A 25932-nucleotide genomic window follows, 5' to 3' on the forward strand; every position below is an offset into this window, starting at 1 on the left:
GTCAGCGCTCCTCCAGCGGTTCATCGGCGGCCGACAACGGACGTGCCGGGGTATGGCTGCCATGGTCCAGCGACGGCCCCTCGGCATACGGCTGCGGCCCGTGGCGCAGGATCTTCACCAGGTACCAGATGCCCCAGCCGAACACGAAGGCATAGCCAACCACATAGACACCCAGCGACAACGCCGTCATCCACGCACTCTGCGGGCCGACCGCATCAGCGGTGCGCAGCACGCCATACACCACCCACGGCTGGCGCCCCATCTCGGTGACGAACCAACCGGACAGCAGTGCGATGAAACCGCTGGGCAGCATCCAGTTCCAACCGCGCAGCAGCCACGGCGAATCCAGCAGCTTCCTGCGCCACAGCTGGAACGCTGACACCCAGGCCAGCAGCAGCATCAACGTGCCCAGCCCGACCATGATGCGGAAGGCGAAGAACACCGGCGTCACCGGCGGACGTTCGCTGGCCGGCACCGAGGTGAGCGGATCGAAGGTGCCGTCCAGGCTGTGGGTGAGGATCACGCTGCCCAGCTTCGGGATGGCGACTTCGAAGTCGTTGCGCTCTTCCTTCTCGTTCGGCAGCGCGAACACCACCAGCGGCACGCCCTCGCCTTCCTGGGTTTCATGCCAGTGCGCTTCCATCGCCGCGATCTTCATCGGCTGATGCTTGAGCGTGTTCAGGCCATGCATGTCGCCGACGAAGATCTGTACCGGCACCGTCAGCGCCGCGAACGCCACCGCCGCGATCAGCATGCGCCGTCCGGCCTCGACATGTGTGCCCTTGCGCAGGTACCACGCGCCCACGCCACCGATCACGAAACAGGTGGTGATGAACGAGCCCAGCGCCATGTGCGCCAGGCGATAGGGGAACGAGGGGTTGAACACCACCTGCCACCAGTCCACCGGATGCACGATGCCGTTGACCATCTCGTAGCCGGCCGGTGTATGCAGCCAGCTGTTGGACGACAGGATCCAGAACGTGGAGAACAGCGTGCCCAGCGCCACCATGCAGGTGGAGAAGAAATGCAGGCGCGGCGAGACCCGGCCCCAGCCGAACATCATCACGCCGAGGAAGCTGGCTTCCAGGAAGAACGCGGTCAGCACCTCATAGGTCAGCAACGGACCGATGACCGTGCCGGCCACCTCGCTCAGCCGCGGCCAGTTGGTGCCGAACTGGAAGGCCATGACGATGCCGCTGACCACGCCCATGCCGAACGACACGGCGAAGATCTTCTGCCAGAAAAAATACAGCTCGCGCCACACGGGCAACTTCGTGCGCAGCCACCGCCATTCGATGAAGGCCAGCCAGCTGGCCGTACCGATGGTGAAGGCGGGGAACAGCACGTGGAAACTGATGACGAATCCGAACTGGATCCGGGACAACAACAACGCGTCCAAGGGACGCCTCCTGCCTGTGACCGGTGGGATACCGGACCACTTTAGGAGGATTTCGTTAAGGTGGGATGCGACCGGGTGACGCGCTGCTTCACTTTGTCGCAGGGAAGCTGGATGACAGGATGAACGGGCTACAGGGGCTTCAGCAGGGTCAAGGGCGGCTCCTTGGCGATTCGCCGGGCCCGGGGTGCCAATGCAGTCAAGCAGGCCGCCATCACCAGCACGACAGCGCTCGATATCGAGAACCACAGTGAACCTGTGATGCCATCCTGTGGCGGCCCTAGCCACTGCAACGACAACGCGCCGAGCAGGGCGCCCAGTGTGGTGAACAGTGAAACTTCGAACATGATTTCGGCAAAGATCACTGAGCCGCGAGCACCGAGTGTCCGTCGAACCCCAATGGAGTGCCGGCGCCGATCAAGCCAGGCGCCTACGACTCCGGAAACCCCGGCCATCAGCACACCGAGAACGATGGCCGTCATGACCGCGAGCACGGTCGTAGCGAAGCGATCAGCTTTGACGTAGGCGTCGCGATATCCCGCCAGCGTCTCGACACCGGTCGAATTCACGATCCGATAGGGCCGCTGCAGCGCATCGACAGTGCGATCAAGCGATGAACGATCAACCTCCGACTTCCACTTCGCCAGATAATAGCGACTGGCGCCCGTGGGAAGGCCCGGAAGCAGCGCCCATTGCGAGTCCCGCTCATTGCCTCCTGGTGCCGGTCCAGCAACAGACGCAAATACGCCCACGATGACCCGGCTGCTGCCGGGGCCGAAATACAGGTGGCGGCCAACAGCACTCTCCGTTCCGAACAGACGGGCAGCCAGCGCTTCACTGATCAGCACTACCGGAGCACCTTCAGCCATGTCGTCCTCTGTGGCATCCCGTCCCAGGACGATTCCCGCGCCCAGCATCGCCAGCAAGCCAGAGCTGGCAGTTGCCACGGGAATGCGATCACATCCAGCAACGTCTGTCGTACCCGCGTTCATCGAGTACGCCATGGCCGACTCGCTGGTGCACACGCCGTATCGATGGGCTCTTCCCCCGAACGGAACAGCGTCGCTCACAACCGTGCCCTGAACACCGGGCAGCCGGATCGCGGACAGGTCTGCCCGCAGCACTGCAGCATCAGCGCCTTCTTCGACATCCGAGACCCTGACCACACCAATCGATACTGCGTCCCGGATGCTGCGGGTGTTCAATCTGGCGAAGCTGTCCAGCACAGATTGCAGTGCGAACGCACATGCCAGGCTTGCAAGCGCAGCCTGCACTGCAAGCAGTGCGGCGCTTCCCAGATGTCGTCGAGTCTCCCTCATTGATTCGAACATTTCAGGCAGCCCCCTTCGCGAAGGCACTCGACAGTGAGCTGACCCTGCAGATTTCAAACGATGGGACCAATGAACAGAGCAACGTCGTGACGACTCCCAGACCAGCCGCCATCAGCATTGCCCCGGCATGCATCGCTGTTATCGCGCTGGGCAGAACGTCTCCCGCAGCAACCACCCGGATTCCCAGCGTATAGGTGACGACAGCGAGCGCACCGCTTGCGACGCCCGCCGCGATGGATTCCCACATGAGCTGGATGAACACGTCTCGGCGTCGTGCTCCCAGTGCACGTCGTATCGCGAGCTCCCGCCGACGGCGCCCCAGACTGAAGCTCAGCAGCGCCGCCGCGTTGACGATGCAAACGCCGAGCAGGATCAGCGACAACCGAAGCTGCATCCTGGCCTGCTCCGGAACCAATCCCAGCCTGTCCAGCCAATCCATCAACGGCCAGAGTGCCACCTGCTGGGCGCCTGGCTCGATCCGAAGCCCCTTTTCATGCGCATAGGCGTTCAGATTCGCGCGGTAAGCGGCGACATCATCTGCGGTGGGCAGCCACGCCCACAATTGAAGCCAGGAAACATTGGCCCCTGCAGGATCCGTGTCCTGGTCACCACCCCAGATCGCAGTCCCGTCCAAAACAGTCAGCTTGTCTGCGATTGCGGTTTCAAGCGGCAGGTAGATCTCGTCAGGCTCCACAAACGGCCTGCGTGTGAGGTCTCCCTGAAACATAGGCACCGGATGCCAATCCTCCGCGACACCCACCACGGTATAGGTGCGTCTGCCCAGGTCCAACTGATGACCAACACAGTCCTGTGCACACTCGCGCTCTGCGAGCGCACGCGACAGAACCACGATTCGACTCGCAGCATGCCCCTCCTCGGCGGTCCATGCGCGCCCTTGAACAACGGCAATGCCGAGGACACTGAAGACTTCGGACGTGGCGAACCTGGCGCGCAATCTTGCGCTGGGCTGTCCCGGCCGGGAGAGCGTCACCGCGCCCCCTGCCATTGCTGCCTGCTTCCACGTCCGGCCTTGGTTCAGAAGCACCTTCGCGTCTGGCCAGGTCAGTGACTGACCAGGATCCGGAGAGCCACTGCGCAGTGCATCTGGACGCGCGTCAAGGTAAGGGCGGAACAATGCCGAGCTCCGGCCTGGAGCGGGATCCGACGATGCCTGGAGAACAATGGAAAGCATCACGGTGGTGATCCCTACCCCCGCACCCAGCATGAGAGCGATTGACAGATGAGTGCCGACTCGCTGCTTGAATCGAATCAACGACATCTTGATGTAGTAACCGTGCACGTACCCTCCTTGGCCTTTGCAGAGCCCTCAACTTCAACTCGAAGGAACTCCCCGTAGAAGAAGTTGCTCCCTTTCTCCCAGCTCACCTATTCCAGCCATGTATGGGCTGCAGGCGCAGAAGGTCAGGATTTCGTTCTCTTGGTACACCAGAATCTCGCCCATCCTGCTGTCGAAAAGTTCCCGGCATGCGCATATGAGAGCGGGAAAGGCCCCGAGATCCGCCTTGGGTCGCCCCCTAGGGAAACTCAGTGCAAACGCCTCTCCGTGATAGCTACATATGATTGGGATGCCTTGCGGCTGTTCGACGAAGAATGGATGCCACTGCTGCTCCCCTTCTGCGACATCAGAATCACCGTCCCAACGGAAGTAGGACCAGACTGACTTCTGTACGAATTTGTCCAGATGCGACATATCAGGCATTCGATGACCGAACCCAAAAGCAAAACGTGGCGTTCTAATGCCTGGAATACGCTCGGAAAGAAGCTTCCACTGCACATTCAAGGGGAGAAGCGATCTACTCACTCCGCGAGGACCAATTCCATACGTCAGTGTGTGCGCTCGCGATAGAACCGAACCCAAAGCTGTGTGTGCCCAGTTCTCATGCAATCCGAATGCACGAAGACGCTTGCCAATCTCGGTGCAAGAGAGATCGAAGACTCTGTTGATGATGTAGGCGGACCACATGTTAGGAATCGACGTTTCCACTATGGGTTCAATGATCTCAGCCTCCTGAACGCACCAACTTTGAGTCAGCTCGTCCAGATGCATCACACTCACACCCTCGACATCTCTCAGCACGGTTGCGACAACGTCTTCCGGGTCGGAGTGGATGACAATGGTTGGAATCTTCATGCCACGCTCTCCAGCATCTCCCTTTGCACTTTTCGGCCGTACTGGGCCCTGATCTCCTCCTGAATTTCATCCACGACCGCCATCAGCTGCAATGAGGCGGGTGACTCCAGTACGAATAGCGTCGAGATCTTCCGTTCGATGAAGAATCCGCCCGCTACGTGCATCAGTCGTCGCTTCATTCTCCTCCCGGCTCCTTCTCCAATCTCGCCGCCGACACCAACCAATCTCCCGAGAAGCTGATGGATGGCGTAGTAAACAAAAACCGCGTGTGCCAGCGAATGGTTGGGAATGAAATTTCCTGACCATGGTGAAACCGGGCGCACCCTGATTGCACCTGACATGAACTTCCCGTGCACCTCTTCATAGGCAGAGAGATACGAGTGTACGGACTCATGCAGAATTGCCTCTGCGCAAAGATCCACGGTCATTTCTGGCCTGTGAACATTGAGAATTCGGATGCAACCAACATGAATAGGCCGATACTCGGATCCAAGATTGAGTGGTGAAACCTGATCACCCAACTGGATCGACTTCCTCACAAACACACGCCTTGTGAATATTCGAATCAGCAGACCCAGATGTGGAGTGGCTTTATCCACGAGTTCTATGGCGGCTTCCAGCTTCTCTTGGATTACCCCAAGCTCTTCTGGTGAAATACTCATGAATGGATTGCAGAACGTTCCGCTCTCAGGTTCGTTCCGGCGTGCCAGTCCACTATCCACGTCCAGAGCGATCACGCCCCCCACTTTTGCCCGCTCAACCTTTTCAAATCCGAAATCACGCTGCCTTACCACCCACTCCCCTAGTGGGCTTTCGACTTCCTTCCCATGGTCCAACCCTCCCGCTTCTTCATGGTTTGGAGAAATTTGACACTCCGCCCTTGCGGCGAGATGAAGTGCTTCGATGGTCGAGACGGGCCTTCCATCTGGATCTTCATGCGAGACTCCATCTGGATCATCCATGAATCCAGAAACCCACGGGGACCCAAGCAATCTTCTTCTTGCCGCAGGATCCAGGTTCTTGAACGTTCTTTCAAATTTCTCCACACATTTGTGGTTCTCGAGCTTCTTCGCTCTGAATTTCGAAAGAGCTTCGCCCAAACGACGCGGAGCAGCTTCAAACCATGCATCCAGAAGTACCGAGCAAACGTCAACCGTTCTACGCGGATCCTCAATCGCTCTCCTGATTTCCTCTACGGAAGTTCTCATCAACCTCTCCTTGGTGGCGGACGGCCGCCCCAAGGGCGGCCGTCCGCGTTCTTAGACGTTGAACTTCTGTACTTCAGGAACGACATGCGCGAACTGGAGCTCTTCTGCGTCACCCGACGAGTAGTGACCGCAGTGGGTTCCACCGCTTGAGTAGTTGGTACATTGCACACCCGCGATCTCGCTATCGCTGATTCCTTCTTGCAGCTCCGCCCCGCTGACGAGGTTGATGTCCAGCACAGAGACGTTCTGGATCTGCGTGAGATCATTGGTCGCACTTTCCTGCGCAGCAGATGCGATTCCGGATAGACCAAGCATTGCAATGAGTGCCGGTGGGAGAAGCACGGATTTGCAGATCTTCGACATTGTTCAGCTCCTTTGAAGTTGATACTGCTGGATATGACCGTGAGCTTGCGCGGCTCCTGGCCAACGTCAGCGGTTGCTGACGATTTAGATTTTTCCAGCAGGGTCATCGACATCAATAGCAGCAGATTTCTTTGCAACTATCCTCAGTGCGGAGACCGTCACGTAGCGTCTGGAGCTGACGCAATCCGTCGGGTGTGGGGGATTATCCGAGTCAGCGACCTCGGGAATGGCATAGGAAGATTCACGCCGTATGCGACTGGTGTCGGTCTATAAAATCGCTTAATGCCAGAAATACCAGACAGCCGCCGCCACCAACGCCCCCAACAACACCACCTGCACCACCACATAGCCCACGCCACTATCGCGCGATTCAGCGGCAATGCGCTTCTGCAGCGCCTCGCTCACATCCGGCGTCTCTTCCTGCTGCGTCTGCTCACGCAACGCCTGCGCCAGCGCGCGTTCTTCCGCATCGCGAGGGTCGGTCGATGGGCTCACAGCAGTTCTCCGGCGGCGGCATGCCGCGTCAGTTCCTGCTTCAGGACCTGGCGCGCGCGGTGCAGGTGGCTCTTGATGGTACCGCGTGCCAGCCCGGTCACCTGCTCGATCTCGGCCAGGTCGAAGTCCTCCAGGTAGTGCAGGCCGACGATCAGGCGCTGCAGTGCACTCAGCCGCTCCAGCGCCACGCCAAGATGGCGCCCCGCCTGCAGCGCCTCGCTCAGTTCGGCCGGGCCCGGGCCTTCATCACCGATGCCAAGTTCTTCCGGCACCTCCACCGCAACCATCCATTGCGCTTCCAGGCGTCGCCGTCGCAGGTGCTGCAGCGCGGTGGTGTAGGCCACCCGGGAAACCCAGGTGCGCAGCGAGGATTCAAAACGAAAGCGGTGCAGCTGGCGGAACACGGCCAGGAAGGTTTCCTGCAGCAGGTCGGCCACCTGATCGCGGTCGCCAACCATGCGCCCGATCACGTGCGCGCAGGTGCGCTGATGCGCCTGCACCAGCTGCGCGAACGCCGGCTGCGAACCATCGATGATGGCGCGGACCAGAGCGCGGTCGTCATCTGCGTCGGGTATGAGCTCGGCGGGGACGTCGCGGCGACGCCCCCGCAATGCAGCCAATGCTCCACCCAGCAGGCTCATGCGCGGGGCGCCCCCTGTGCCCGTGGCATGCCTGCCTCAGCCCTTGCGCGCGGCGGGGCGGGTGAAGTGCCAGGCCAGCAGCTGGCCCAGGCCAGCACTGCCGACCAGCGCGGCGGCGGCACCGAAGGTCAGGTCACGGGCACCGATGGCTTCCAGCAGGGCCATGGCCAACGCCAGGCAGACCAGGCTGATGCCCCAGCGCAGCGCCCCCTGGCGGCGGCGTTCTTCTTCCAGCACGGCCAGCGAGCGGATCACTTCCTCCGGCACGTGCGGGGCCACCAGCTTGCTGCGGGCGCGGGCATCGGCAATGGCGTGGATCGCGTAGGCGATGCAGATGAAGAGAGTGATCGGGATCAGTTCCTGCATGGTCGGGCTCCTGTTCGGTGGATGATGCGGGTTCAGGAGAATGGATGCGCGAGGCCGGTTACCGGTTGCACCACTTTGCCAATCCCGCTGCCATGACCTGTGGCCCCTGCCCCGGGCCCTTGCGGCTGCTACGCTTGGCCGGTTTCCTCTTCTGGTGCCGTCCGCCCATGTCCCGAGTGCTGCCCCTGTCCCTCCTGCTGTCGGCCGTGCTGGCCGCACCGGCTGCGCATGCCGCGCCGACGCCGATCACCATCGAACAGGCCATGGCCGACCCGGACTGGATCGGTCCGCCGGTCGAGAAGGCCTGGTGGTCGTGGAACAGCCAGCAGGTGGAATACCAGCTCAAGCGCAACGGCAGCCCGGTGCGCGATACGTTCCGCCAGCCGGTGGCGGGTGGCGTGGCCGCACAGGTGGCCGATGACCAGCGCGGCACCCTGGACGTGGCCGAGCCGGTCTACGACCGCAGCCGCAGCCGCAGCGCCTTCGTCCGCAATGGCGACGTGTTCGTGCGCGACCTGCGCAGCGGCGCGCTGACCCAGCTGACCCGCAGCAACGAGCGCGCGGGCAACGTGAACTTTGCTGCCGACAATGGCGTGATCTGGCGCGTTGGCCAGAACTGGTTCCACTGGACCGCCGCCAGCGGCGTGCAGCAGGTGGCCAGCCTGAAGGCCGAGAAGGATCCGCGCACGCCGCCGAAGGCCGACGTGCTGCGTGACCAGCAGCTGCGCACGCTGGAAACCCTGCGCCGCGACCGTGACCAGCGCGAAGCACTGAAGGACCAGGACCAGCGTTGGCGCCAGGCCGACCCGACCCGCGCGCCGGGCCCGGTGTACCTGGGCACCGACGTGGAGATCGCCGACAGCGTGCTGTCGCCGGACCTGACCCACCTGATCGTGGTGACCAAGCCGAAGGACTTCGATGACGGCCGCGGCGGCAAGATGCCGCTGTACGTGACCGAGTCGGGCTACGAGGAAACCGAAGACACCCGCACCCGCGTCGGCCGCAACGGCTTCGAACCGCACACCCTGTGGTATGTGGACGTGCGCACCGGCAAGGCCGAGAAGGTCTCGCTGTCCAGCCTGCCCGGCATCGCCACCGACCCGCTGGCCGAGCTGCGCCGCAAGGCCGGCAAGGATGCGCTGAAGGGCGACCGCAGCGTGCAGGTGATGAGCGACTTCATGGGCGGTGGCATCCGCTGGAGCGCCGACGGCCAGCAGGCCGCGGTGATGCTGCGTGCCAACGACAACAAGGACCGCTGGATCATCAGCGTCAACGCTGCCGATGGCCGCGTGCAGAACCGTCATCGCCTGACCGACAACGGCTGGATCAACTGGGGCTTCAATGATTTCGGCTGGATGGCCGATGGCCGCACGCTGTGGCTGCTGTCGGAGGAATCGGGCTTCTCGCACCTGTACACCCAGGCCGGCACGGCCAAGCCGCAGGCGCTGACCAGCGGCAAGTGGGAAACCTCGGCGCCGGTGCCGTCGGCCGATGGCAAGGGCTTCTACTTCCTGTGCAACCAGCAGGCGCCGCATGACTACGAAGTCTGCGCGGTCGATACCGGCAGCCGCCAGGTGCGCGAGCTGACCAGCCTCAACGGCGTGGAAGACTTCTCGCTGTCGCCGGACGGCCAGCAGCTGCTGGTGCGCTACTCCGGCGCCTACCTGCCGCCGCAGCTGGCCGTGCTGCCGAGCACCGGTGGCCAGGCCCGCGTGCTGACCGACACCCGTACCGCCGACTACAAGGCGCGCCAGTGGATCCAGCCGAAGCTGGTGGCAGTGCCGTCCAAGCATGGCGCCGGCGTGGTCTGGGCCAAGTACTACGAACCGGAAAACAAGGAACCGGGGAAGAAGTACCCGATCGTGATGTTCGTGCACGGCGCCGGCTACCTGCAGAACGTGCACCAGCGCTACCCGGCCTACTTCCGCGAGCAGATGTTCCACAACCTGCTGGTGCAGAAGGGCTACATCGTGCTGGACATGGATTACCGCGGCAGCGAGGGCTACGGCCGCGACTGGCGTACGGCGATCTACCGCAACATGGGCCACCCGGAACTGGAAGACTACAAGGACGGCCTGGACTGGCTGGTCGACACCCAGCAGGGTGACCGCGACCACGCCGGCATCTACGGCGGTTCCTACGGCGGCTTCATGACCTTCATGGCGCTGTTCCGCTCGCCGGGCACGTTCAAGGCCGGCGCCGCGCTGCGCCCGGTGGTCGACTGGCACCAGTACAACCACGGCTACACCAGCAACATCCTCAACACCCCGGACATCGATCCGGAGGCGTACCGCGTGTCCTCGCCGATCGAGTACGCGCAGAACCTGCAGGACAACCTGCTGATTGCCCACGGCATGATGGATGACAACGTGTTCTTCCAGGACTCGGTGAACCTGACCCAGCGCCTGATAGAACTGCACAAGGACAACTGGTCGATCGCTCCGTACCCGCTGGAGCGCCACGGCTACGTCCGCGCCGATTCCTGGCTGGACCAGTACAAGCGCATCCTCAAGCTGTTCGAGCAGAACCTGAAGTGAGCAACGCCGCGGCCACGATCCACATCGTGGCCGCGGTCATCCTGGATGACCGCGGCCGGGCGCTGGTGGTGCGCAAGCACGGCGCTGACCGTTTCATCCAGCCGGGCGGCAAACCCGAAGCCGGCGAAGCACCGCTGCAGGCGCTGGCCCGCGAGCTGGACGAGGAACTCGGCGTGCAGCTGTGCGTCGAGACCGCCGTCGCGCTGGGCACGTTCGAAGACTGGGCGGTGAACGAGCCCGGCCACCGCGTGCAGGCCCAGGCCTGGTGGGTGCAGGTGGACGGCATGCCACAGGCACGCGCGGAGATCGCCGAACTGGCCTGGGTGCCGCTGCAGCCACCGCACGGCCTGCCCTTGGCACCGCTAAGCGAACACCATATCCTGCCCGCCGTCGCCACCCGGGTGACGGCCCGCTGAGCGCGCGGGCACCGACTGCAAGGACACCGGATGTCAATGTCGATCCCGCCGATTCCTTCGCTGGTCCAACCGACCTATCACGCTTGGGTGCGCCCGATCGCACACGCCTCGTTCTGGCTGTCACTGCTGCTCACGGTCTACTTCGTGATGCAGGGACTGCTGCTGTGGCCGCTGCACAACCTTCCGATCTGGCACCTGGTTGAGAGGGAAGTACAACTCCAGCACCTGCACAGCCTGATCTGGCTTCTGGCGCATCCGGTGGCCGCGTCGATGATCGTCGCACTGCTGTGCCTTGCCTCGACACTGGCCAGCTGGGGACTGCTGCGCGAGCGCAGCTGGGGCCTGTGGAGCTTTGTGGCGATCCTGCTGATGAGTGCATTGACCAACTTTGCGATCGCCGGGTGGCTGGACGTGTTCATGCGCGACGTCATCCCGTTTCTCTCCGACGACGCCGTCCTGCAACAGGAACTCCATCTGAAGCGCTGGTTGATCACGCTGACCATGGTGGCCATGTCATTCGTACTCCTCGGCCTGCAGGGTTGGCTGGCCTGGCGACTGCTGCGACCAGACATCCGCTCGCGCTTCCACTGAGCCACACCCCTTTTCCGCACGACAAGGACCGTCGCATGCGCTTGCTGACCCTTCTCCCCGCGCTGCTGCTGTTCGCCGCGCTGCCTGCCGCCGCCGATGCGCTGCGCTGTGGCGAATACCGCAGCACCGACGGTGGCATGGCGCTGATATTCACATCACCCAGCAGCGGCTACCGCCGCGACGACGGCAGCGAGCCGGAGCCGCTGTGGGTCGATCGCAGTGCGGCGCAGGCCCGACTGGTCATGCTCGACGATGGCGTGGCACTGCCGGTCCGGATCAGCGCCGATGGGCAGCGCATCGAAGACGACGTGGTGGTCTACACGCTGCGCCAGTCCCGGGACTGCGCCAGCGAACCCGCCGCGATTGCCGGCAGCTGCCGCGCCGCCGGCAGCCACTGCATTGCGCAGCTGCCCGCGGCTTCGCCCGGCCAGATCCAGCGCGCGTGCGACGAAGGCGTTGGCGCGGGCTGCTCGGCGCTGCTGCGACAACTGCGGGATGGCAGCCCAGCAAAGGCCACCGACGACGTCGGTGCCACGGGCTTTGAACGCCCGCCTGCCTGCCGCGAACACACGCCCGGGCATGACCCGCAGGCCTGCGAGGCGCTGACCAATGATGCATTGGCTGCCGCCATGCAGCGGGTGAATCAACGCCTGCAGCAGGAAGACGAAGACACACTGGGTTCGCCGCTTCCGGCCGCTGCACGCGATCAGCTGCAGCAACTGTGCCTGCAGCACCGCAGTGGCCGCTTCTGCGTGGAAGTGGCCGCGCAGCAATTGAACGCGCTGGAACCTGCGTTGGCGGTGCAGGCCCTGCAGGTGGTCTGCGATGCGGGCCGCGTCAGTGCCTGTGGACGTACCGCGCCGCTGCGTGAACTCGGCACCGACCTGCGCCTGGTTCCGCTGCAGCAGGTGCCGTGCGGCCGTTACCAGGCCGACGGTGGCGTGATCGACATGCTCGACTTCGGTGATGGCGCGCATGCCCGCCTGCATGAAGGCGCCGTCCAGCTGCAGCAGAACGGCGAAACCCTTGTGCTGCGCCAGCTCGGCAACGGCGACCTGCTCGGCATGGACAACCAGACGGCCTACCAGCGTTACCAGCTCGTGCCCGGCACGGCACAATGCACGCCCCCGCGCGAGGGCCAGGGTTCGCCGTAGCGCCAGGAGCTTCCCGTTCGATCGTCAAGGAGACGATATGCATTCACCCGCACCGCGCCGCCGCTGGCTGGCCTGGGTCCTGCTGCTGGCCGCGCCGATGGCTGCCGCACAATCGCCGCAATGCGGCCTGTTCAAGGCCGACGAAGGCAGCGGCACGCTGCGCATCAGCTCACCGAACCGCGGCGAGCAGAAGCACTTCGGCAGTGCGCCGTCTCCGGTCGCGTTCCAGCAGATCGACGGAAAGCTGCAGCTGGTGAACCTGGAGTACGGCCTGCCCAGCGCGCTGCAGGTGCGCGATCGTGGCCGCACGGTCGAGGTGGATGGCACGGTCTACCTCCTGCAGGCCCCCGCACAGTGCGCCGCAGCCGCCACGCCGGCTGATGGCAGCTGCCTGGCCGATGCGGCCGCGTGCCTGGACAACCGTCGCGAAGCGACCCCGGCCGCGCTGGAAGCAGGGTGCCGGGAAGGCGTGCCCGGCATGTGCCTGCAACTGGCCGATCGTTGGCACGAGGAGGCCAAACCCACGGTCGAGGCCGATCCCGCCCTGGCAAAGGCAGCGCTCGACGCCGCCTTGTCCGGCATCAAACTCCCCGCCGCCTGTGACAACGGTGGCTTCGAACAGGGAACCCCGGCGTGTGCCGCCGCACTCGAGGCCGACCCGGCAGTGCAGGAGCAGCTGGTCAAGGCCGCGATGACGGCCGCCATGACCGAAGCCATGGTGACGATGACGGCGCCGACCGTGCCGGTGATCATTCCAGCTGAGCGGCGGCAACAGTTGTTGCGGTTGTGCCGCGAGGTAGCGCACGGCGGCTTCTGCACCCGCGTGGCTGAGCTGTCCTGGGACGCGGGAGATCCCCAGCAGGCGGTGCAGGCCCTGGCTGCAGCCTGCACCCCCGGCAATGACACCGCCACCTGCGAGCGCCTGCCGGCGTTGCAGGCGGTGGGCGCATCGCTGCGACCGCAGCCCGCAACTGCATTACCCTGCGGCAACTACCGGTCCGACGGCGGCCTGATGGACACGCTGGACTTCGGCGATGCCGGCCTGGTCGGTGTGGGCTGGAGCAGCCATCTTCGCGCACGCGTCGAAGCGGGCGACATCCGCATCCATCACGACCGGGACGGCGACTTCGTGCTGCGCCCGCTGCCCGGCGGCCAGTTGCTGGGCCTGGATAACTGGACCCGCTTCCAGGTGTTCGTCCCCACCGGCGAGGGCCCGACCCGGTGCAGTGCACCGAAGCGGTTCAAGGTGCTGCCACTGCCGCAGGATTGCCCGCTGGCGCTGGCCAACGAGGGCGGTGCCGAAGCCTGCTGCGCGCAGGGCAAACTGCAGGGCTGCAACATTCTCGGCAACCGCCTTGCGCTGTCCGGCGACTGGCTGCAGGCTGCCGAGCACTACACCACGGTCTGCCGCGCCGGCGTGCGCGAAGGGTGCGAGAACCTGGTGACCGCGCAGGGCAACGGCGCGGAACTGGACGCACGGGCAACCCTGGAGCAGCTCTGCAAGGCCGACCGCAGCGGCCTGCACGTGGCCTGCGACGTGCTCGGCACCCAGAACTGGGAGCTGATCACGCTGGGTGGTGCTCTGCAGAAGGCGGTTGACGAGGCAGCCGAGGACGACGCTCCGGCGCCGCGCAACTCCAACCGCAAGCGCTGAGCCGGCCAGGGCCTGCCCGCAGCTTCGGGCGGGCCCTGCGGTAAAGTACGCGCCATGAACGAATTCGAGCGCGTGCGCGCCTACCTCACCGACCTGCAGGACCGCATCTGTGCGGCGATCGAGGCCGTCGATGGCCAGGCCCGCTTCCAGGAAGACCTGTGGCAGCGTGCCGAGGGCGGTGGCGGGCGTACCCGCGTGCTGCGCGACGGTGCGGTGTTCGAGCAGGCCGGCATCGGCTTCTCCGACGTGGCCGGCAGCCGCCTGCCGCCATCGGCCTCGGCCAACCGTCCGGAACTGGCTGGCGCCTCCTGGCGTGCCACTGGCGTGTCGCTGGTGTTCCACCCGCTCAACCCCTACGTGCCGACCACGCATGCCAACGTGCGCTTCTTCCAGGCGCAGCGCGACGGCGAAGTGGTGGCCAGCTGGTTCGGCGGTGGCTTCGACCTGACCCCGTTCTATCCGTTCGACGAGGACGTGCAGCACTGGCACCGGGTCGCGCGCGACCTGTGCGCCCCGTTCGGCGAAGAACGCTATGCCGCGCACAAGCGCTGGTGCGACGAGTACTTCTTCCTGCGCCACCGCAATGAAACGCGCGGCGTCGGCGGCCTGTTCTTCGACGACCTGCACGGCGACTTCGAGCGCGATTTCGACTATCTGCGTGCGGTCGGCGATGGCTTCCTGGATGCCTACCTGCCGATCGTGCAGCAGCGCAAGGACACCGCCTACGGCGAGCGCGAGCGAGAGTTCCAGCTGTACCGACGCGGCCGCTATGTGGAATTCAACCTGGTCTACGACCGCGGCACGCTGTTTGGCCTGCAGAGTGGTGGCCGCAGCGAAAGCATCCTGATGAGCCTGCCGCCGCGGGTGCGCTGGGAGTACGGCTTCACCCCGGAAGCGGGTAGCGCCGAGGCACGCCTGGCCGATTACCTGGTGCCGCGCGACTGGCTCTGACCTTCCAGCGCCACGCCTGACGCGTGGCGTTTTCTCCTGCCTGTGGTGCGCCCTGCACCGGACAGGTCCTGCTTTGCCTCCTTCAAGGATGACCCCATGCCTGCTGCTGTTTCCCTCCGCCCCCGCGCTGCGGGCTGGCGCTCCCTGCTGTTGCTCGCGCTGGCCTCGGCCAGTCTGCCGGCTGCCGCGCAGTCGATGGCCTGCGGCACCTACAAGGACAGCGGCGGCACTATCACGCTGACCATCGAGAGCGAAGGCCACGCCTTCCTGTCCGGCCCCTACCAGGCCACCGAGGAGCTGCGCATCGCCCGCCAGGAAGACGTGCTCGGCACCGGCAACCTGTCCACGGGACGCCTGGAAAACTGGTTCTTCTCGGACAACGACCGCACGATCAACACGCCCTATCGCGAGTTCACCCGTGAGCACGCCGCCGCCTGCAGGACGATGCCCGAGCCCATCGAAGATGGTTGCGTGATGAACACCTCCGAGTGCCTGGAGGCACTGCCGGAGGCCGCACCGGTGAAGCTGCACGCCTGGTGCGTCGAGGGCGTGGGCGCGGCCTGCTCCCAGCTGTTGGAGACCTACCAGCAGCAGGCCAAGGACGCTGCCCCGGCGCCTGCACGGGCCGAGCCGCCGAAGCCGGAGATCTGCAAGGAGGATTCCGCGTCCTTCAACGCCGAGGGTTGCAGGGCGATCGCCGAGGTGGTCGGGCTGGAGATGATCGGCAAGTCCCTGCTCGGGCTGCAGCATTCGGTTGATCCCGTGTTGCCGTCCGCGCAGCTCGATGAGCTGGCCGCACTGTGCCGGCAGCAGCACGGCGAGACCTTCTGTGCCGACGTTGCCGAGGTGCTGTGGAGTGGCGGGCGCCTGTTGCAGGCCCACGAAGCGCTGCAGCTGTCGTGCGCGCAGCGCGCGGACGGCGTGGCCTGCGGCCGCGCCAAGGCGCTTGCCAGCCTGGCCGCTGCGCCGGTCGCTTCACTGGCTCCGGTGCCGGCCACTGCGCTGCCGTGTGGGAGCTATGAAGCCGAGTACGGTGTGCTCTCGCAGCTGCGCTTCCTCGATGGCGGCCTGGTTGAGGCCGAGGGCCGCGACCAGCGCCTGCGCGCGCGCCTGCAGGACGGCCGCATCCTCATCCGTCCCGATGTCGGCAGCGACTTCGTGCTGCAACCGCTGAAGAACGGAAACCTCGCCAGCGTCGACGGCGGCAACCGCTTCGCCTACTACGAGCGCAAGCCCGCCGCAGGCAATGCCAGCTGCACGCCGCCGGTGACGTTCGTGGAAATCCCGCTGCCACTGGATTGCCCCACCCTGGCACGCAAGGACGGCGCCAAGGCCTGCTGCACCGGGGGCAAGCTGCTCGGCTGCAAGGTTGCCGGCGAAGCGCTGTTCGAGGCCGAGAAATGGGCCGCGTCGCTGCCCTATTTCGAGACGCTGTGCGGCGCCGGTGTCCGCGAAGGGTGCCTGGCATTGGCAGCGGTGTATTCGCATACCGCCGACCCGAAGATCCCGCAGGCCATGGCAGCGATCTGCGCGAAGGATGGCAAGGGCACGCATGTGGCCTGCGATGTGGACGCCACCCGCAACTGGCCGGCACTGAAGGCCGAAGCCGCGCTCTGAGGGCGCGGGAAGGGGTACCCGTAGCGTCGAGCCTGCTCGACGCTACACGTCAGGTGCTCTTCCTGGGAATGATGGTGATGTGCCCGTTGATCTCCAGCAGGGCCAGCTCGACATCCTCCACGCCCAGGCAGCCCTGCTGGCGCATGGCGGCCTCGAAATCGGCGCGGGTGACCTGCTCACGGCGCAGAACGGCGTCGAACAGGCGCCCATCACGCGCGATCACTACCGGTTCTCCCTCCACCAGGCGCTCGATGCGCCGGCTGCGGGTGCTCACCCAGCCCACCCCGTAGTTGAGCAGGATCAGGGTGGCCGCCAGCAGCAGGCCGCCGCCCAGCGAGGTATCGGTGCCGAGCAGTGCGTTCTGCACGGCATTGCCCAGCAGCACCACCAGCAGTACGTCGAACGGGGTGATCTGCCCCAGCGGGCGCTTGCCGCTGAGCCGGACCATGCCCAGCACCACGACATAGACCACCACCGCGCGCAGGATGAACTCCCACCACGGCATCGCCAGTGCGAACAGGTCGGGCATTGTCTTCCCCTGCGGAGCGGTGGCCCAGCGTGGCGCAGGCCACGTCATCTGGCAACGGCACAAATAAAAAGCCCCGCTGACCAGGGGGAGGTCAACGGGGCCGGGGAACGGGCACTTGGGGAGGAGTCCCCGTTCCGAGATCTGCTCCAGGGGATGGGAGAGATCCACAACAGGCGTTGCGCCTGTCGAGAGTTATAGAAGCACTCCGAACACTAACGGTTCGTGAAGGGGCCCAATTTAATGAACCTCCATCAGGGCAACATTCATGATCGAGTCAGAAACCTCTGACGAATGAACGAATTCACGTCGTTTTCGGCCTGAAACACCCTCAGTGTGCTTCGTCCCAGTTGTTGCCGATGCCGGTATCGACCACCAGCGGCACCCGCAGTTTGGCCGCTTGCGACATGCGCTCGACCACCTGCAAACGCAACTCCTCGACGAAACTGCTTTCGGTTTCGAACACCAGTTCATCGTGCACCTGCAGGATCATCCGTGCCGGCGCGCCGCTGTCACGCAGCCACTGGTCCACGTCCACCATCGCACGCTTGATGATGTCGGCGGCGGTGCCCTGCATCGGCGCGTTGATCGCGGCGCGCTCGGCACCGGCGCGCAGGCCCTGGTTACGTGCATGAATGTCGTTCAGGTACAGGCGGCGGCCGAACAGGGTTTCCACATAGCCCTGGTCGCGGGCCTGCTGGCGCATCCGCTCCATGAAATCACGCACGCCCGGGTAGCGGCTGAAGTACAGCGCCACGTAGTCCTGCGCCTGGCCACGGTCGATGCCCAGGTTGCGCGCCAGGCCGAAGGCGCTCATGCCGTACATCAGGCCGAAGTTGATCGCCTTGGCCGCGCGGCGTTCGTTCGGGGTCACTTCCTCCAGCGTGCGCCCGAACACCTCGGCGGCGGTGGCGCGGTGCACGTCGGCGCCCTGCTCGAAGGCACGCACCAGGCCCGGGTCCTCGGACAGGTGGGCCATGATCCGCAGCTCGATCTGCGAATAGTCGGCCGCCAGCAGCTGGAAGCCCTCCGGGGCGATGAACGCACGGCGGATGCGGCGGCCATCCTCGGTGCGGATCGGGATGTTCTGCAGGTTCGGGTCTGACGAGGACAGGCGGCCGGTGGCGGCACCGGACTGGTGGTAGCTGGTATGCACCCGGCCGGTGTCCGGGTTGACCATCTCCGGCAGCTTGTCGGTGTAGGTGCTGCGCAGCTTGGCCAGGCCCCGGTAGTCCAGGATCACCCGCGGCAGCTCGTGCTGGTCGGCGATCGCCTCCAGCGCCTCTTCATTGGTGCTGGGCTGGCCCTTCGGGGTCTTCACCACCGCCGGCAGCTTCAGCTCATCGAACAGCACCGCCTGCAGCTGCTTGGGCGAATCCAGGTTGAAGCTACGGCCGGCCAGCTCGGTGGCCTTCTGCTGCGCGGCCAGCATGCGCGAGGACAGGTCCTGGCTCTGCCGGCGCAGTTCATCGGTGTCGATCCGCACGCCATTGGCTTCGATGCTCGTCAGCACCGGCACCAGCGGCATCTCGATGTCGCGGTACACGCTGTCCAGCGCCGGTTCGGCCAGCAGCTGCGGCTGCAGCGCGCGGTGCAGGCGCAGGGTGATGTCGGCGTCCTCGGCCGCATAGCGGCTGGCTTCGTCGATGCCCACCTGCGAGAACGGAATCTGCTTGGCGCCCTTGCCGGCCACATCCTCGAACTTGATGGTGTTGTAGCCCAGGTAACGCAGGGCCAGCGAATCCATGTCGTGGCGGGTGGCGGTGGAATTGAGCACGAAGCTCTCGAGCATGGTGTCGTCGTGGTAGCCCTGCACCTCCACGCCGTGGCGGCGCAGCACATGCAGGTCGTACTTGCCATGCTGGCCCAGCTTCTTCTTCGCCGGGTCCTGCAGCACCGGGCGCAGTGCGTCCAGCACCTGCTGCATCGGCAGCTGCGCCGGCGCGCCCGGGTAATCGTGGCCGACCGGAATATAGGCGGCCTTGCCCGGCTCGACCGCCAGGCTGATGCCCACCAGGCGCGCACGCATCGCGTCCAGCGCATCGGTTTCGGTATCGAAACTGATCAGGTCCGCCTGCTGCAGGCGCTCGACCCAGGCCTGCAGCTGCTCGACGGTCAGCACGGTCTCGTATTCACCCGGTGCGGCCAGCGCCGGATCCAGCGTGCCGGCGGCCGGTGCCTCGGCGCTGCCACGGGCGAAGCCAGCAGCGGTGCCACGCAGGCTTGGGGTGGCTTCGCTGGCGGCCGTCGGCGCCGGCAGCGGTGCACCCAGCTCCTTCAGCGCCTGGGTGAAGCCGTAGCGCGCATACAGCTCGGTCAGCTCCGGCACGTCCTGCTCGCGCAGGGCCAGCGTGGTCGGGCTGGCGTCCAGCTCCACGTCGGTGCGGATGGTCACCAGCTCGCGGTTCAGCGGCAGACGCTCCAGCGCGGCGCGCAGGTTCTCGCCGATCTTGCCCTTCATGGTCGGCGCGGCCGCCATCACCCCGTCCAGGTGCTGGTACTCGGCCAGCCACTTGGCGGCGGTCTTCGGCCCGCATTTCTCCACGCCCGGCACGTTGTCGACGGTGTCGCCCATCAGCGCCAGCAGGTCGATGATCTGGTCGGCGCGCACGCCGAACTTCTCCATCACTGCGGCATCGGAATCCATGCGGCTGCCGGTCATGGTGTTGACCAGTTCGATGCCCGGCCGCACCAGCTGGGCAAAGTCCTTGTCGCCGGTGGAGATGGTCACCTTCAGGTCCTGCGCCACGCCCTGCAGGGCCAGCGTGCCGATCACATCGTCGGCTTCCACGCCGGGAACACGCAGGATGCTGATGCCCAGCGCTTCGACGATGCGGCACATCGGCTCGACCTGGCTGCGCAGCTCGTCGGGCATCGGCGGGCGGTTGGCCTTGTACTGGTCATACAGGTCATCGCGGAAGGTCTTGCCCGGCGCATCGACCACGAACGCCACGTAGGCCGGACGCTCCTTCAGTGTCGAGCGCAGCATGTTGACCACGCCGAACAGCGCGCCGGTGGGTTCGCCCTGTGCATTGGACAGGGGCGGCAGCGCGTGGAACGCGCGGTACAGGTAACTGGACCCGTCGATCAGGACTAATCTGCTCATGGGTCGATTCTACGCGCCCGTGCCTGCACTGCGACGACACGGCACAGCCGCGGCGATGGGGCATAATCAAGGCTCTTTCCAGGCAAAGGCCCCCGCCGATGAAGACCCTGATGCTGGCTTCCCTGCTCCTGCTCGCTGGCTGCGCCAGCATGGGTGGCGCGGGCGCTCCCCCGGTGGACGTCAAGGGCGCGGATGTGTCCAAGCGCACCATGGACAACGGCGATGTCATCGAGGAATACCGCGTGTCCGGCCAGCTGCGCATGGTCAAAGTGACCCCGTCGCGCGGTGCCCCGTTCTATATGTACGACAAGAACGGCGATGGCCGTTTCGACAACGACAAGGACGGCGTGTCGCCGGTGTACTGGAAGCTGTACAGCTGGTGATGTGACCGGGGTCGGATCCCTGCGCTTCAGTAGATCCACGCCATACGTGGATGGGCCCCTGCCGGCCCTACAAAAGATGACGCCGGCGCGCATCCTGCGGCCGGCGTCGGGTCCCCTCCCCGGGAACGCTTGTATCAGCGGATGACCAGCACCGGCAGCGTGCTGCGTGCCAGCACTTCAGCGGTCTGGCTGCCCAGCAGCACACGGGTCACGCCACGGCGGCCATGCGAGGTCATCACGATCAGGTCGCTGTTGCGCTCGCCGGCGGTCTCGATGATGCCGTCAGCCGCATAGCGGTCCAGCACGTGCACCGGGTTGGCGGTAATGCCCTGCTCGGCCGCCTTGGCCAGCGCCGGCTGCAGCACCTTCTGCGCGCCTTCCTCGCGGTCGGCCTTGTATTCAGGGCTGTTCATGTAGCCCACGCTCCAGCCCATGGCGTCGTACATGCCGACGGCCCACGGCTCGGAAACGGTCACGATATCGACCTCGGCGTTGAGGTCCTTGGCCAGCTCCAGACCCTTGGCCAGGCCCTTGTCGGCCAGCTCGGATCCGTCGGTGGCAATCAGGATGCGCTTGTACATGGTGGGGCTCCGTGGCGGTCTGCCAGATGGGAACGACACCATTGCACACCGGATGTGCAGGCCGTGCCTTGAGCAGAATCAATCCGGCGCCGTGCAGGGGCGTGCGCACCGCCCGCTTGCACGCACCGGTCAGGCGGCGCATGCTCGGCGGGCGGCGCACTGCCGCGCCCAAGGACGACCGACATGCAGGACAACAAGCCGCCCGTCTGGAGTTCCCAGAAGTCCATCATGGTCGCCGCGATCATCGCCTTGGCGGTGCTGTTCGGCGGCTACCAGATCGGCAAGGACATGGCGCTGCGAGACAACGCCCGGCAGTCAGCCTGCCGATAACCTGCTGCCGTAGAGTCGAGCTTGCTCGACTCTACAGCGCCCCTACCTTCAGGCGATCTGCACCACGCGTGCGTTCTGGCACAGCGGGTAGCTGCCGACGAATTCAGCAATCGCATCACGCATCGCTTCGAACGATTCACCGTACATGTACAGCGCGGTCTCGGTCGGGCCCTGCCACCAGCTGCAGATCTCGCCCAGGCCGTCGATGTTCTCCGACAGCTGTTCGAACACGTGGTTGGAATCGCACTGCTCGTAGACCTCGTCCGGCAGGGTCAGGCCATCCAGGTAGATGCCCAGGCCCTCGGTCACGCCGAAGCTGCGGTCGGCCTCGCCCGCACCCTGCAGCTGCGAACCCTTCGGCGCGCCCAGCTGCTCCAGCAGGTCGATCAGCTTCGGCACGCCTGCAGCGTCCACCAGCGCCACTTCGATGTCGCCGTATTCGACCTCGCCGTCGTCGGACATCGCGGTGCCACCGCCAGTGATCCCGCCGACCTCGGCCGCCTGCAGCAACGCATCGAGCGGATCCTCGAAGAGCTCATGACGATGCTCGGGCTGCAGCTTGGCGTTCAACTTCACGGTGACTTGCAGCGTGGGGTCGGTCATGGGGGCGTTCCTGGAAGGTGTGGCTTCTATTGTAGAGCCGAGCCCATGCTCGGCTGCCCTTTGCGCACCCCTGTAGAGCCGAAGGTAGCGGCAGGAGCCGCTGCCAACGTCGCTTGCGACGGCCCGAAGGGGCCGGTCAGGACGACCGGCATAGCCATGCTCGACTGCCTTTCCGGCCGGAAACCCGCCCGCGGTGGAGTGGCTCGCGCGATAATGCGCGCCGCAAGGACACCATTCCAACAGGGGGAATACATGAAGTCGATCATTGGCCTTTCGTTGCTGCTGCTCCTCACCGGCTGCGGCATCCGCACGGAAGTGGTCCGAGTAAACGTGCCCGACATCCGGGTCAATCCCGAGCAGGGCACCACGGTCGTGGTCGCCCCCGTACGCGACAATCGTCGGTCGGAATTCCTTTCGCTTGTCCCGGCATCTGAGAGGGCCAGGAATGTGGGCGGAGAGATCCGCCAGGGCAATGGCTTCAACCTCGTACTGGAATCCACCACGGCGTCCGAAAAGACCCGCGAGATCATCATCCAGGCGCTGCGCAACATGGGCTATCGCACCGCCGACCAGTGCGATGCGCAATGCCTTCGCCTGGAAGCATCGATGAATGAGTTTGCGGTCCGGGCACCCTTCAACTTCTGGCGCGCCGCAGGGTGGGCGCAGCAGATGGTCGCGGATCTGTCCGTCGAGGTGACCACCCACGACGGAGACCGGACCCGCTCGTTCACCGCCAAGGGCCATGGCACCAACGTGTTCCAGGTGGTTTCGCCGGAAAACTGGGAGAAAGCGCTGGAGCGTGCCGTCACTGATTTCACGGCGAGCTTCAAGCAGAGCATGTCCGCGCAGGATGCGGCAGCCGCCTCCAGGGCGCAGGACTGAGGCACTGCCCTTCCTGCTTGTAGAGCCGGGCCATGCCCGGCTCCACACCACCAACGTTCAACGCAGGAACGGCGTGACCTTGCGTTTCAGCAACTCCACCAGCACCGGGCCCATGTAGTCGTAGTCGTCCGGAATATCCAGGCAGATCACCCGCTTGCCGTTCAGCCATGCCTTGTAACGGCTGGACAGCCGGTTGCGGTGGGCGCGCTCCATCACGAATACGATATCGGCCCACTGCAGCAGCTCGGGGCTGAGCACTTCCTCGGCATCGGCCAGCAGCCCGGCCGAGGCGGTCTCGATGCCTGGCCAATCGGCGAACACCTGCTCGGCCGTCGGGCTGCGCAGGCGGTTCTGGCTGCAGAGGAAGAGCACGTTGCGGGTCATGAGCGCAGCCTAATGGGGGTCGGATCCCTTTTCCAACGGAGAAGGGATCCGATCCCTGAACGGTGATCAGATCACCGTCAGGTTGGCATACGCCATCACCAGCCACTTGCTGCCGGCATCGGCAAACTCGACCTGCACGCGGGCGTGGGCACCGTTGCCTTCGTAGTCGGTCACCATGCCTTCGCCGAACTTGGGATGGGTGACCAGCGCGCCGAGCTTCAGCGGCGGCGCCTCGATCGAGGCATGGCCCATCACCCGGCTGGCGCCCATCGAGGCCGGCCGCGAGACCTGCACCTTCGGGCGCACTTCGTGCAGCAGCTCGCGCGGAATCTCGCGCAGGAAACGCGACGGCAGGCTGTAGTTGTCCTGGCCGTGGATGCGGCGCGATTCGGCGTAGCTCAGCACCAGCTTCTGGCGCGCGCGGGTGATGCCGACGTAGGCCAGGCGGCGCTCTTCTTCCAGCCGCCCGCTTTCCTCCAGCGAACGTGCGCTGGGGAACAGGCCTTCTTCCAGGCCGGCCAGGCACACCAGCGGAAACTCCAGGCCCTTGGCCGAGTGCAGGGTCATCAGCTGCACGCCTTCCTCGCCCGCCTGCGCCTGGCCCTCGCCAGCCTCCAGCGCGGCGTAGGCCAGGAATGCGACCAGCTCGTCCATGTCCTCGCCCACTTCCTCGATGTCGTCGGCGCGACGCACGAAGCGAGAGGCCACCGAGACCAGTTCGTCGAGGTTGTCGGTGCGCGATTCCGAGTCCAGCGCGTTGCGGCTTTCCTTGCTCCAGTGCTCGCGCAGCTGCGAGCGGGCCAGCACGTGGTCCACGCGCTCGGCCAGGGTCATGTGCAGGGTCTGCGCCTGCAGCTCGTTGACCAGCACCAGGAAGCCGGCCAGCGCATTGCGCGCACGTGCGGCCAGCGCGCTGCCCTGGGTGACCAGCATGGTCGCTTCCCACAGCGAAATACCCTGCGCGCGCGCCTCGCGGCGCACTTCGTCCAGCGTGCGGTCGCCGATGCCACGCGTCGGCGTGTTGACCGCGCGCTCGAACGCCGCGTCATCGTTGCGGTTGGACAGCAGGCGCAGGTAGGCCAGCGCATCCTTGATTTCGGCACGTTCGAAGAAGCGCATGCCGCCGTACACGCGGTACGGCACCTGTTCGCTTAGCAGCGCCTCTTCCAGCGCGCGCGACTGCGCGTTGCTGCGGTAGAGCACGGCCACTTCGGTATAGCTGCCACCGTCTCGCACCCACTGGCGCGCGCGCTCGACGATGTAGCGCGCCTCGTCCATCTCGTTGTACGCCGCGTACAAGTCGATCGGCTCGCCGTCGCCGCTGTCGGTCCACAGTTCCTTGCCGATGCGGTCCGGGTTGTGCGCGATGACCGCGTTGGCGGCGCCGAGGATGTTGGCGGTGGAGCGGTAGTTCTGTTCCAGGCGGATGGTCTGTGCGCCCGGGAAATCGCGCAGGAAGCCCTGCACGTTCTCGACCTTGGCACCGCGCCAGCCGTAGATGGCCTGGTCATCGTCGCCGACCACGAATACGTGGCCGGAATCGCCGGCCAGCACGCGCACAAAGGCGTACTGGATGGCGTTGGTGTCCTGGAACTCGTCCACCAGGATTTCCCGGAAGCGGGCGCGGTAGTGCGCCAGCAGGGCCGGGTTGTCGCGCAGCAGTTCGTGCGCGCGCAGCAGCAGCTCGGCGAAGTCGACCAGGCCGGCGCGGTCGCAGCGTGCCTGGTACTCGATGTAGGCCTGGCGCATGGTTTCCAGCCAGGCGTCGTGCGGCTCGGGCTGGATGTGCTGCGGGCGGCGGCCTTCGTCCTTCTGCGCGTTGATCCACCACGCGATCTGTTTGGCCGGGTACTTGCCGTCATCCAGTTCCAGCGCCTGCACCACGCGCTTGACCAGCCGCAGCTGGTCGTCCGAATCCATCACCTGGAAGCCTTCCGGCAGCTTCGCATCCTGCCAGTGCAGGCGCAGCAGGCGGTTGGCCAGGCCGTGGAAGGTGCCGATCCACATGCCACGGCTGCCATTGGGCAGCTGTGCGTCGATGCGGTGGCGCATTTCGCCGGCCGCCTTGTTGGTGAAGGTCACCGCGAAAATGCCGTGGGTCGGCACGCCATCGACTTCATGCAGCCAGGCAATGCGGTGGGTAAGTACGCGGGTCTTGCCGGAACCGGCACCGGCCAGCACCAGGTGGTGGCCGGGGGGAGCGGAGACGGCTTCGCGCTGGGCCGGGTTCAGGCCATCAAGCAGGTGGGAGACATCCATGCCCCC

Annotated in this window: 25 protein-coding genes; 10 read left to right on the forward strand and 15 right to left on the reverse strand. The window is 65.3% G+C overall.

Annotated features, from left to right (window positions below):
- Position 1: 1 nt before the first annotated feature.
- From ACZK5G_RS21810 to ACZK5G_RS21850, 9 genes are all read right to left on the reverse strand, one after another.
- Positions 2–1399 carry a cytochrome ubiquinol oxidase subunit I gene (locus ACZK5G_RS21810; protein WP_049462287.1) on the reverse strand — a complete coding sequence of 466 codons (1398 nt, stop codon included), beginning with the start codon at positions 1397–1399 and terminating at the stop codon, positions 2–4.
- Positions 1400–1527: 128 nt separating this feature from the next.
- Entirely contained in the window at positions 1528–2727 is a 1200-nt protein-coding gene (locus tag ACZK5G_RS21815; RefSeq protein ID WP_478464806.1) for an ABC transporter permease, read from the reverse strand.
- Position 2728: 1 nt separating this feature from the next.
- A complete protein-coding gene (locus ACZK5G_RS21820; protein WP_478464808.1) occupies positions 2729–4027 on the reverse strand; it encodes an ABC transporter permease in 1299 nt (432 codons plus the stop codon).
- Positions 4028–4060: 33 nt separating this feature from the next.
- Positions 4061–4879 (reverse strand): hypothetical protein, encoded by an 819-nt coding sequence (locus ACZK5G_RS21825; protein ID WP_478464809.1) that lies wholly within the window; start codon positions 4877–4879, stop codon positions 4061–4063.
- The gene (locus tag ACZK5G_RS21830) at positions 4876–6087 is read right to left on the reverse strand and encodes a hypothetical protein (RefSeq protein WP_478464811.1); all 1212 of its coding nucleotides are present in this window, start codon (positions 6085–6087) and stop codon (positions 4876–4878) included. The genes ACZK5G_RS21825 and ACZK5G_RS21830 overlap by 4 nt, the downstream gene beginning before the upstream one ends.
- A gap of 51 nt (positions 6088–6138) precedes the next feature.
- Positions 6139–6450, reverse strand: a complete 312-nt coding sequence (locus ACZK5G_RS21835) for a hypothetical protein (protein WP_180889480.1) — start codon at positions 6448–6450, stop codon at positions 6139–6141.
- 279 nt (positions 6451–6729) lie between these two features.
- A complete protein-coding gene (locus ACZK5G_RS21840) occupies positions 6730–6945 on the reverse strand; it encodes a hypothetical protein (RefSeq protein WP_125893349.1) in 216 nt (71 codons plus the stop codon).
- Complete coding sequence (locus ACZK5G_RS21845; RefSeq protein ID WP_478464812.1) at positions 6942–7586, reverse strand: RNA polymerase sigma factor; 645 nt, start codon at positions 7584–7586, stop codon at positions 6942–6944. The genes ACZK5G_RS21840 and ACZK5G_RS21845 overlap by 4 nt, the downstream gene beginning before the upstream one ends.
- A 36-nt stretch (positions 7587–7622) precedes the next feature.
- Entirely contained in the window at positions 7623–7952 is a 330-nt protein-coding gene (locus ACZK5G_RS21850) for a hypothetical protein (RefSeq protein WP_005414880.1), read from the reverse strand.
- A 167-nt stretch (positions 7953–8119) separates the two neighbouring features.
- Between ACZK5G_RS21850 and ACZK5G_RS21855 the strand changes: the two genes are divergently transcribed.
- The 7 genes from ACZK5G_RS21855 to ACZK5G_RS21885 all read left to right on the forward strand — a co-directional run bounded on the left by ACZK5G_RS21855 (position 8120) and on the right by ACZK5G_RS21885 (position 16872).
- Positions 8120–10489: a S9 family peptidase gene (locus tag ACZK5G_RS21855; RefSeq protein WP_478464814.1), complete on the forward strand. Its 2370-nt coding sequence runs from the start codon at positions 8120–8122 to the stop codon at positions 10487–10489.
- Complete coding sequence (locus tag ACZK5G_RS21860) at positions 10486–10905, forward strand: NUDIX hydrolase (protein ID WP_277778826.1); 420 nt, start codon at positions 10486–10488, stop codon at positions 10903–10905. Before ACZK5G_RS21855 ends, ACZK5G_RS21860 begins: the two co-directional genes overlap by 4 nt.
- Positions 10906–10935: 30 nt before the next feature.
- Positions 10936–11496: a hypothetical protein gene (locus ACZK5G_RS21865; RefSeq protein ID WP_049398641.1), complete on the forward strand. Its 561-nt coding sequence runs from the start codon at positions 10936–10938 to the stop codon at positions 11494–11496.
- Between the two features lie 35 nt (positions 11497–11531).
- Positions 11532–12650: a hypothetical protein gene (locus tag ACZK5G_RS21870; RefSeq protein WP_478464815.1), complete on the forward strand. Its 1119-nt coding sequence runs from the start codon at positions 11532–11534 to the stop codon at positions 12648–12650.
- Between the two features lie 37 nt (positions 12651–12687).
- On the forward strand, positions 12688–14304 hold the full coding sequence (locus ACZK5G_RS21875) for a hypothetical protein (protein ID WP_478464816.1): 1617 nt from the start codon (positions 12688–12690) through the stop codon (positions 14302–14304).
- A 54-nt stretch (positions 14305–14358) separates the two neighbouring features.
- Complete coding sequence (gene hemF, locus ACZK5G_RS21880) at positions 14359–15255, forward strand: oxygen-dependent coproporphyrinogen oxidase (protein WP_049424225.1); 897 nt, start codon at positions 14359–14361, stop codon at positions 15253–15255.
- A gap of 96 nt (positions 15256–15351) precedes the next feature.
- Positions 15352–16872: a hypothetical protein gene (locus ACZK5G_RS21885; RefSeq protein WP_478464818.1), complete on the forward strand. Its 1521-nt coding sequence runs from the start codon at positions 15352–15354 to the stop codon at positions 16870–16872.
- Positions 16873–16921: 49 nt separating this feature from the next.
- Here the strand turns inward: ACZK5G_RS21885 and ACZK5G_RS21890 are convergent, their stop codons facing one another.
- Together ACZK5G_RS21890 and polA are read right to left on the reverse strand one after the other, a co-directional pair.
- Positions 16922–17401 (reverse strand): DUF421 domain-containing protein, encoded by a 480-nt coding sequence (locus ACZK5G_RS21890; protein ID WP_032129193.1) that lies wholly within the window; start codon positions 17399–17401, stop codon positions 16922–16924.
- Between the two features lie 328 nt (positions 17402–17729).
- Positions 17730–20504, reverse strand: a complete 2775-nt coding sequence (polA, locus tag ACZK5G_RS21895) for a DNA polymerase I (protein ID WP_478464819.1) — start codon at positions 20502–20504, stop codon at positions 17730–17732.
- Between the two features lie 98 nt (positions 20505–20602).
- On the opposite strand from polA, the gene ACZK5G_RS21900 reads away from it, so the two are divergent.
- Positions 20603–20887: a DUF2782 domain-containing protein gene (locus ACZK5G_RS21900; RefSeq protein WP_005411628.1), complete on the forward strand. Its 285-nt coding sequence runs from the start codon at positions 20603–20605 to the stop codon at positions 20885–20887.
- Between the two features lie 134 nt (positions 20888–21021).
- Here ACZK5G_RS21900 and ACZK5G_RS21905 read toward each other — a convergent pair whose 3' ends face one another.
- Positions 21022–21468: a universal stress protein gene (locus ACZK5G_RS21905; RefSeq protein WP_005411629.1), complete on the reverse strand. Its 447-nt coding sequence runs from the start codon at positions 21466–21468 to the stop codon at positions 21022–21024.
- Between the two features lie 183 nt (positions 21469–21651).
- On the opposite strand from ACZK5G_RS21905, the gene ACZK5G_RS21910 reads away from it, so the two are divergent.
- Positions 21652–21798: a hypothetical protein gene (locus tag ACZK5G_RS21910; RefSeq protein WP_478464821.1), complete on the forward strand. Its 147-nt coding sequence runs from the start codon at positions 21652–21654 to the stop codon at positions 21796–21798.
- Between the two features lie 48 nt (positions 21799–21846).
- On the opposite strand, the gene ACZK5G_RS21915 is transcribed toward ACZK5G_RS21910, so the two are convergent.
- On the reverse strand, positions 21847–22401 hold the full coding sequence (locus tag ACZK5G_RS21915; protein ID WP_478464822.1) for a hypothetical protein: 555 nt from the start codon (positions 22399–22401) through the stop codon (positions 21847–21849).
- Positions 22402–22653: 252 nt separating this feature from the next.
- On the opposite strand from ACZK5G_RS21915, the gene ACZK5G_RS21920 reads away from it, so the two are divergent.
- Positions 22654–23283: a hypothetical protein gene (locus tag ACZK5G_RS21920; RefSeq protein ID WP_478464823.1), complete on the forward strand. Its 630-nt coding sequence runs from the start codon at positions 22654–22656 to the stop codon at positions 23281–23283.
- 57 nt (positions 23284–23340) lie between these two features.
- On the opposite strand, the gene ACZK5G_RS21925 is transcribed toward ACZK5G_RS21920, so the two are convergent.
- Together ACZK5G_RS21925 and uvrD are read right to left on the reverse strand one after the other, a co-directional pair.
- Complete coding sequence (locus tag ACZK5G_RS21925) at positions 23341–23667, reverse strand: low molecular weight protein tyrosine phosphatase family protein (RefSeq protein ID WP_478464824.1); 327 nt, start codon at positions 23665–23667, stop codon at positions 23341–23343.
- A 66-nt stretch (positions 23668–23733) separates the two neighbouring features.
- Positions 23734–25926 carry a DNA helicase II gene (uvrD, locus tag ACZK5G_RS21930; protein WP_478464825.1) on the reverse strand — a complete coding sequence of 731 codons (2193 nt, stop codon included), beginning with the start codon at positions 25924–25926 and terminating at the stop codon, positions 23734–23736.
- Between the last annotated feature and the right edge of the window lie 6 nt (positions 25927–25932).

Source organism: Stenotrophomonas sp. 62841_Sma (assembly GCF_056482945.1).

Bases quoted from the DNA above. Each gene is read 5' to 3' on its own strand.
- ACZK5G_RS21915 (WP_478464822.1), bottom strand. From the start codon at position 22,401: ATGACCGACCCCACGCTGCAAGTCACCGTGAAGTTGAACGCCAAGCTG.
- uvrD (WP_478464825.1), bottom strand. From the start codon at position 25,926: ATGGATGTCTCCCACCTGCTTGATGGCCTGAACCCGGCCCAGCGCGAA.
- ACZK5G_RS21920 (WP_478464823.1), top strand. From the start codon at position 22,654: ATGAAGTCGATCATTGGCCTTTCGTTGCTGCTGCTCCTCACCGGCTGC.
- polA (WP_478464819.1), bottom strand. From the start codon at position 20,504: ATGAGCAGATTAGTCCTGATCGACGGGTCCAGTTACCTGTACCGCGCG.
- ACZK5G_RS21815 (WP_478464806.1), bottom strand. From the start codon at position 2,727: ATGTTCGAATCAATGAGGGAGACTCGACGACATCTGGGAAGCGCCGCA.
- ACZK5G_RS21870 (WP_478464815.1), top strand. From the start codon at position 11,532: ATGCGCTTGCTGACCCTTCTCCCCGCGCTGCTGCTGTTCGCCGCGCTG.
- ACZK5G_RS21845 (WP_478464812.1), bottom strand. From the start codon at position 7,586: ATGAGCCTGCTGGGTGGAGCATTGGCTGCATTGCGGGGGCGTCGCCGC.
- ACZK5G_RS21905 (WP_005411629.1), bottom strand. From the start codon at position 21,468: ATGTACAAGCGCATCCTGATTGCCACCGACGGATCCGAGCTGGCCGAC.
- ACZK5G_RS21890 (WP_032129193.1), bottom strand. From the start codon at position 17,401: ATGCCCGACCTGTTCGCACTGGCGATGCCGTGGTGGGAGTTCATCCTG.
- ACZK5G_RS21830 (WP_478464811.1), bottom strand. From the start codon at position 6,087: ATGAGAACTTCCGTAGAGGAAATCAGGAGAGCGATTGAGGATCCGCGT.
- hemF (WP_049424225.1), top strand. From the start codon at position 14,359: ATGAACGAATTCGAGCGCGTGCGCGCCTACCTCACCGACCTGCAGGAC.
- ACZK5G_RS21885 (WP_478464818.1), top strand. From the start codon at position 15,352: ATGCCTGCTGCTGTTTCCCTCCGCCCCCGCGCTGCGGGCTGGCGCTCC.
- ACZK5G_RS21850 (WP_005414880.1), bottom strand. From the start codon at position 7,952: ATGCAGGAACTGATCCCGATCACTCTCTTCATCTGCATCGCCTACGCG.
- ACZK5G_RS21855 (WP_478464814.1), top strand. From the start codon at position 8,120: ATGTCCCGAGTGCTGCCCCTGTCCCTCCTGCTGTCGGCCGTGCTGGCC.
- ACZK5G_RS21900 (WP_005411628.1), top strand. From the start codon at position 20,603: ATGAAGACCCTGATGCTGGCTTCCCTGCTCCTGCTCGCTGGCTGCGCC.
- ACZK5G_RS21825 (WP_478464809.1), bottom strand. From the start codon at position 4,879: ATGAAGATTCCAACCATTGTCATCCACTCCGACCCGGAAGACGTTGTC.
- ACZK5G_RS21865 (WP_049398641.1), top strand. From the start codon at position 10,936: ATGTCAATGTCGATCCCGCCGATTCCTTCGCTGGTCCAACCGACCTAT.
- ACZK5G_RS21925 (WP_478464824.1), bottom strand. From the start codon at position 23,667: ATGACCCGCAACGTGCTCTTCCTCTGCAGCCAGAACCGCCTGCGCAGC.
- ACZK5G_RS21910 (WP_478464821.1), top strand. From the start codon at position 21,652: ATGCAGGACAACAAGCCGCCCGTCTGGAGTTCCCAGAAGTCCATCATG.
- ACZK5G_RS21875 (WP_478464816.1), top strand. From the start codon at position 12,688: ATGCATTCACCCGCACCGCGCCGCCGCTGGCTGGCCTGGGTCCTGCTG.
- ACZK5G_RS21835 (WP_180889480.1), bottom strand. From the start codon at position 6,450: ATGTCGAAGATCTGCAAATCCGTGCTTCTCCCACCGGCACTCATTGCA.